At 72.8% G+C, this 6,996-nt stretch carries 5 protein-coding genes and 1 pseudogene; 4 read left to right on the forward strand and 2 right to left on the reverse strand.

From position 1 onward, the window contains the following. Together PLP61_RS13370 and PLP61_RS13375 are read left to right on the forward strand one after the other, a co-directional pair. The coding region (locus tag PLP61_RS13370) for an ATP-binding cassette domain-containing protein (RefSeq protein WP_324503232.1) at positions 1 to 479 on the forward strand (479 nt) is incomplete at its 5' end. After that, positions 476 to 2,230 carry an ABC transporter ATP-binding protein gene (locus tag PLP61_RS13375; protein WP_324503233.1) on the forward strand — a complete coding sequence of 585 codons (1,755 nt, stop codon included), beginning with the start codon at positions 476 to 478 and terminating at the stop codon, positions 2,228 to 2,230. The genes PLP61_RS13370 and PLP61_RS13375, both read left to right, overlap by 4 nt. Positions 2,231 to 2,283: 53 nt before the next feature. Here the strand turns inward: PLP61_RS13375 and PLP61_RS13380 are convergent, their stop codons facing one another. Beyond that, positions 2,284 to 3,540, reverse strand: coding sequence for a DUF4921 family protein (locus PLP61_RS13380; protein WP_324503234.1), 1,257 nt, complete (start codon positions 3,538 to 3,540; stop codon positions 2,284 to 2,286). Positions 3,541 to 3,630: 90 nt separating this feature from the next. On the opposite strand from PLP61_RS13380, the gene PLP61_RS13385 reads away from it, so the two are divergent. After that, positions 3,631 to 4,665: an LLM class F420-dependent oxidoreductase gene (locus tag PLP61_RS13385; RefSeq protein ID WP_324503235.1), complete on the forward strand. Its 1,035-nt coding sequence runs from the start codon at positions 3,631 to 3,633 to the stop codon at positions 4,663 to 4,665. A 68-nt stretch (positions 4,666 to 4,733) separates the two neighbouring features. Then, entirely contained in the window at positions 4,734 to 6,866 is a 2,133-nt protein-coding gene (locus tag PLP61_RS13390; protein WP_324503236.1) for an MMPL family transporter, read from the forward strand. Here the strand turns inward: PLP61_RS13390 and PLP61_RS13395 are convergent. After that, positions 6,780 to 6,996: pseudogene (locus PLP61_RS13395) on the reverse strand (NAD-dependent epimerase); the annotation flags it as partial. The gene PLP61_RS13390 and the pseudogene PLP61_RS13395 sit on opposite strands and share 87 nt — an antisense overlap.

The raw sequence follows: 6,996 nt of genomic DNA on the forward strand, positions 1-6,996 counted from the left end.
ACACGGGGGCCACCCTCTTCTCCGGGCGGCTTGCCGACCGGCTCGACGTCAGCGGCCGGGGTGGCGTCACGAGGGCCCTCGCCACCGCATCCGCCGAGGACATCGTCGAGGCGCTGCCGGAGGGCCTGGACACCGAGGTGACCGAGCGCGGCCGCAGCTTCTCCGGGGGACAGCGGCAGCGGCTCGTGCTGGCGCGCGCGCTGACCGTGGACCCGGAGATCCTGGTGCTGGTGGAGCCGACCTCGGCGGTGGACGCCCACACCGAGGCCCGGATCGCGGCCCGCCTGCACCGGCACCGTGCCGGCCGGACGACCGTGGTGGTGACCAGCAGCCCGCTGATGCTGGACGCGGTCGACGAGGTGGCGTTCGTGCGCGACGGGGTCGTGGTCGACACCGGCACCCATCAGCACCTCCTCGAGACCAACCCGGCCTACCGCGCCGTGGTCATCCGCGAGAGCGAGCTGGAGGAGGCCCGATGAGCACCGTGCTCCCCGTCGCCGACGGCCCCTCGGTGCGGCGCTACGCCGTGGCGATCGCCCGGCGCCACCCGGCGATGCTCGGCGCCTCCCTGACGCTCAACGTGCTCGCCGCGCTCGCCGGACTGGCCGTCCCCCGGCTGCTGGGCGACCTGGTGCAGGCGGTCCAGACGGGGACGACGCTGGCCTACGTCGACAAGGTCGTCCTCGCGCTGGCGGGCTTCCTCCTGCTGCAGAGCATCCTGACCCGCTACGCCCGCTACGTCGCCCAGTCCCTCGGAGAGCAGGTGCTCGCCGAGCTGCGGGAGGACTTCGTGGGCGACACGCTCGCCCTGCCCGTGGGAACGGTCGAGTCGGCCGGCTCGGGCGACCTGCTCACCCGGGCCTCCCGAGACATCGACCAGCTCGGCTGGTCGGTGCGGATGGCTCTGCCGGAGTGGACGATCGCGGTGGTCACCGCCGTGCTGACCTTCGCCGCGGCGATCAGCGTCGGCTGGTGGGTGGCGCTCCCCTGCCTGCTCGGACTGCCGCCGCTGGTGGTCGGGCTGCGCTGGTACCTCGCCCGGGCCAAGGACGGCTACCTGCGGGAGAGCGCGTCGTACTCCAGGATCAGCGCCACGCTCACCGAGACCGTCGAGGGCGCCCGGACCGTGGAGGCGCTCGGCCTGCAGGCCGAGCAGGCCAGCCGGCTCGACGAGGACATCCGCGAGTCCTACGCCGCGGAGCGCTACACGCTCTACCTGCGCACGGTGTTCTTCCCCAGCATGGAGGTCTCCTACCTGCTGCCCACGGTGTTCACCCTGCTGCTGGGCGGCTGGCTGTACACGCAGGGCCAGGTGTCGCTGGGCGACGTCACCGCGGCCACGCTGTACGTGCAGATGCTGATCGACCCGGTGGACCGCGTGGTGAGCATCCTCGACGAGCTGCAGATCGGTGCCGCCTCCCTCGCGCGGCTGCTCGGGGTCGCCCAGGTGCCCGACGACCGGACCGTCTCCGGGGCCGAGCCGGTCGGGGAGAAGCTGGTCGCCCGCGACGTGCGGTTCTCCTACGTCGAGGGGCGCGACGTGCTGCACGGCGTGGACCTGGACGTCGGCGTCGGCGAGCGGATCGCGATGGTCGGCCCGTCCGGGGCCGGGAAGTCCACGCTGGGGCGGCTGCTGGCGGGCATCCACCCGCCACGCACGGGCTCGGTCAGCGTCGGCGGGGTCGGTCTCGTCGAGCTTCCGCTGGACGACCTGCGCGGGCACGTGGCCCTGGTCACCCAGGAGCACCACGTGTTCGTGGGGACCTTGCGCGAGAACCTTGCCCTGGCCGCCCCCGCCGGGGCCGGCGACGAGGAGATCCGCGACGCGCTGGCCGCGGTGGACGCGCTGGACTGGGTCGACGCCCTGCCCGAGGGGCTGGACACCGTCGTCGGCTCCGGCGGCCTCGCGCTGCCCGCCGCCCAGGCCCAGCAGGTCGCGCTCGCCCGGCTGGTCCTCGCCGACCCGCACACCCTGGTGCTCGACGAGGCCACCTCACTGATCGATCCCCGGGCCGCCCGGCACCTCGAGCGGTCGCTGGCGGCGGTCCTGGAGGGCCGGACCGTGATCGCGATCGCCCACCGGCTGTTCTCCGCCCACGACGCCGACCGGGTGGCCGTGGTCGAGGACGGCCGGATCACCGAGCTGGGCTCCCACGACGACCTGGTGGCGGCCGGCGGGTCGTACGCCGCCCTGTGGGACTCCTGGAACGGGCACCAGCGGGACGGGTGATCGTCGGGGTGGCGCGGGGTGGGCGGCGGGGAAGCCGACGACGGAGCGCCGGCTCACCCACCGAGCCGTACATCGCCCAGCACGCCCTCGGCGGAGAGCTCGGCGAGCCGGTCGGCCAGGCGGGCCTGCATGGTCCAGGGGTCGATGGTGTTGAGGAAGATGCCGGTGCCGCCCTCGAACCCGGCCAGGGTCGAGACCCGCCACTTCACCACCGCACGCAGCGGGGCGTCCGGGGAGACCCCGGGCGGCTGGTAGTGCCACTCCTCGTTCGTGGGCACCTCCGGGCCGGTGGCCGCGTGTACGGCGTGCAGCAGGTCCGAGAACCCCCGCAACGCCGACGGCGAGAGCTCCCAGGGGCGGCCGGGGGCGGTGCTCCACACCATCGCCGCGGGGTACCGGTGCCCGACGCCGGCGGTGGCCACCGCGTGCTCGTTGCGGGCAATCACCAGCCCCTGCGCGGCGGCGTACTCGGGGCCCCAGCGCTCGTAGAGGTCGGGCTCGGTGGCCAGCCGAGCCAGCTGGGTGACCAGGTCCTTGCCGTACTCGTCGACCGCGACCAGCTGCTTGTGCAGGTGGTCGAAGGACGCACCGGCCGGCCGCAGCCAGTTCTGGAACACCGCGACCATCCGGGCGTGCGGGTTCGTCTCGTACAGCCCCACCAGCGCGCGGACCGTCATCGCGACGTACTGCTCGTGCTCCTCGGGCGTCAGCGTCCCGGAGGAGGCCTTCTCGTCGTCCCCGCTCGCCCCGTCGACGAAGTGCCGCCGCGCGACGACCACGTCGTGGCACCCGGCGAAGAACCTGGCCGCGAGTCTCGGCACGTCCTCGGTGCGCACGACGTCGAAGCGGGCCCGGAGCACCGCCAGCAGGTGGTCGCGGCCCCGGGTGCTGCGCAGGTACGTCGCCAGCCGCTCCCGCGCGGCCTCGTCCAGCCGGTAGCCGTGGTTGGCCCGCCAGTAGTCGTAGGAGACGATCTCGAACAGGTTCGGGATCAGCCGGAAGTCGGCCACGGTGTCGAAGACGCGCCCGGCGGGCAGCGCCTCCAGCCGCCGCCAGCCGTCGGGCCCGCGCACCACCCGCTCGCGCTCGGGGGGCGTCTCGAGGTAGCGCCGCTCGCAGAACGCGCAGTACCGGCCGTCGTCCTCCGGGCGCAGCGGCCGCGGCGGAGGGGCGTCCGTCGGGAGCAGCGGTCGATGGGCCCGCCCCGGCACCGTCCACACCTGTGTCCCCGTGAACGGGTTCACCTGCTTGACGGTGCCGTCGGGCAGCCGGGTCAGCGGTTCCGGCACGGACCCCGGGAGTGCGCTCACCCCCCCATCAAACACCGGCCCCACCCCGGCGCTCCCCGGGCGGGGTGTTGCTAGCGTGGCAGCACACCGCACCACGGACGGGACGTCGCCATGAAGCTCTCTCTGCCCCTGATGTACGACGGCAACCCGCGCGCGGCCGCGGACCAGGTGTCCAGCCTGGAGAGAGCCGGCCTGGACCGGGTCTGGGTGGCCGAGGCGTACGGGTTCGACGGACCCACGCTGATGGGCTACCTCGCCGCCAAGACCGAGACGGTCGAGATCGGCTCGGCCATCCTCAACATCTACTCCCGCACGCCGGGCACGCTGCTGCAGACCGCGGCGGGCCTGGACAACGTCTCGGGCGGCCGGGCCATCCTGGGGCTGGGTGCCTCGGGGCCCCAGGTGATCGAGGGGTGGCACGGCGTTGCGTACGACCGGCCGCTGGCCAGGACCAGGGAGATCATCGACCTCGTGCGCCGGGGGCTGCGGCGTGAGGTCCTCACCTCCGACGGCGTGTTCAAGCTGCCCCTGACCAAGGCCGACGGCGCGGTCACCGGCCTCGGCAAGCCGCTGAAGATCCTCACCCACCCCGAGCGCGACACGATCCCGATCCACATCGCGGCGCTGGGCCCCAAGAGCGTGGAGCAGGCCGCCGAGATCGCCGACGGCTGGATCCCCCACCTGTTCCACCCCGAGCGGGCGCACCGGGTGTGGGGCGAGGCACTGGCCCGCGGCCGCAAGAAGCGCTCCGCGGAGCTGGGTCCGCTGGACATCACCGCAGGCGGCCTCGTCGCGATCGGCGAGGACGTCAAGGGCATGCTCGACCTGGCCCGCCCCCTGTTCGCCCTGTACGTCGGCGGCATGGGCGCCAAGGGCAAGAACTTCTACAACGACGTGGCCCGCGCCTACGGGTACGAGCAGGAGGCCGCCGAGATCCAGGACCTCTACCTGGCCGGGAAGAAGCGGGAGGCCGAGGCGCTGGTGCCCACCGAGTGGCTCGAGGCGGCCAACCTGGTCGGCCCCGCGTCCTACGTCCGGGAGCGGATCGCGGCCTTCGCCGAGGCCGGGGTGACGACCCTGCAGGTGATGCCCGCCAGCGCGGACCCGGCCGCCACCGTCGCGCAGCTCAAGGAGTGGGTCTCCTGAGGCTCGGGTCGCCGATCTCGGGGAGATTCCTGATGCGCAGCGGGGCCGGCATCTGCTGAAGTGGGTGGATGCACCGACAGATCGCCGGCCGGCTGACCGGCAGGGTGACCAAGTGGCTGGTGCTCGGGTTCTGGCTCGTCGCCGTCGTGGCGCTGGCACCGCTCGCCGGCAAGCTCACCGACGTACAGAACAACGAGACCTCCTCCTGGCTCCCCGACAGCGCTGAGTCCACCCGGGCCCTGGCGAAGCTCGAGGCCTTCCAGGACCCCAACGCCATCCCGACGGTGATCGTCTACGAGCGCACCTCCGGGCTCACCCGGCAGGACTTCGCCGCGGCGACCACGCAGGCCAAGGAGCTCGCGACCCTCGACGGGGTCAGCGGCCCGGTGGTCGGCCCGATCCCGGCCAAGGACGGCCAGGCGATGCAGACCGTGGTCACCTTCGACCTGGGCAAGAACGGCTGGAGCCTGATGCCCGACACCGTCGACCGGATCCGCGAGATCGCCCCGGAGGGCGACGGTCTCACCGTGCACGTCACCGGCGCCGGCGGCCAGGCGGCCGACTCCGCGGCCGCGTTCGAGGGCTTGGACTCGACGCTCATCTACGCCTCGGCCATGGTGGTCATCATCATCCTGCTGCTCACCTACCGCAGCCCGACGCTGTGGCTGCTGCCGGTGTTCTCCGCCGTGGTCTCCCTGGTCGTGGCCCAGGCGCTGGTCTACGTCCTGGCCAAGTACGCCGACCTCACCGTGAACGGGCAGAGCCAGGCCATCCTCACCGTGCTGGTGTTCGGCGCGGGCACGGACTACGCGCTGCTTCTCGTCGCGCGCTACCGCGAGGAGCTCCGGCGCCACGAGGACCGGCACGAGGCGATGGCCTTCGCGCTGCACCGGGCCGCACCGGCGATCTTCGCCAGCGCGTCCACGGTGATCCTGGGCATGCTCACGCTGACGCTCGCCGAGCTGAACTCCAGTGCCGGGCTGGGCCCGGTGTCGGCGGTGGGGGTGGCCGTGGCGCTGCTGGTGATGATCACCCTGCTGCCCGCGCTCCTGGTCATCTTCGGGCGGTGGGTGTTCTGGCCCAAGCGGCCCTGGTTCGGCTCGCCGGAGCCCACCACGACCGGCTTCTGGGCCCGGGTCGGCAGGCGCATCGCGAGGGCGCCCCGCAGGGTCTGGGTGGTCACCGCGATCCTGCTGGCCGTCGCCGGCCTCGGGATCACCAAGCTCGACGCCAACGGGCTGACCACCGAGGAGTCCTACACCAAGGAGTTCGACTCGGTCGTCGGCCAGAAGGTGCTGACCCGGCACGGGCTCGCCGACGAGTCCAACCCGGTCCTGGTGGTGGCCAACGCCGAGAAGTCCGCCGAGGTGCAAGGGGCGATGAACCGGCTCAACGGCATCGGCGAGCTGTCCACGCCGGTGGTCAAGGACGGCGTGGTGTTCCTCTCCGCGCCGATCGAGGGTGACGCCACAGCCCCCTCGGCCTTCGAGACCGTCGACAAGGTCCGGGAGGCGGTGCACGCCGTCGACGGCGCGGACGCCCTGGTCAGCGGGACCTCGGCGATCTTCGACGACGTCGAGAAGGCCTCGCAGCGGGACAACCGGGTGGTGATCCCGGCCGTGCTGCTCGTGGTGCTGATGGTGCTGATCGTGCTGCTGCGCGCCCTGGTGTCGCCGCTGCTGCTGATCGGGACGGTGGTGCTGTCGTTCGCGGCCGCCCTCGGCCTCTCCGCGCTGCTGTTCACCTACGTGTTCGGGTTCGCCGGCACCGACGCGTCCATCCCGCTGTTCGTCTTCGTGTTCCTGGTCGCCCTGGGCATCGACTACAACATCTTCCTGATGACCCGGGTGCGCGAGGAGACCCAGACCCGGGGGACCCGCCAGGGCTCGCTGGTCGCCCTGGCGGCCACGGGTGGGGTGATCACCTCGGCCGGCATCGTGCTCGCCTCGACGTTCCTCGTGCTCAGCACGATGCCCCTGGTGGCGTTCGTCGAGGTCGGGGTCGCGGTCGCCCTGGGTGTCCTCCTGGACACCCTCGTGGTCCGGTCCGTGCTCGTCACCGCGCTCAACCTCGACCTGGGCAGCCGGATCTGGTGGCCGAGCCGGCTGGACCGCTCACCGCCGGTCGAGGCTCTCGACGGTACGGCGGAGGGCGTCCTCCCAGGGGGTGGCTTCCAGACCGAAGACGCCGGTCGCCGCTGAGGAGTCCAGCACGAACGGCCGCTCGAACTGGTGCCGGGTCTCGTCGAGCTCCCGCACCACGGGGACGACGCGGGCCGCCCGACGTACCACGGCGGGGAGCAGCACCACCCTCGGCGCCGGGCGCCCGCGG

This window comes from Nocardioides sp. (assembly GCF_035429765.1).
GTDB lineage: Bacteria > Actinomycetota > Actinomycetes > Propionibacteriales > Nocardioidaceae > Nocardioides.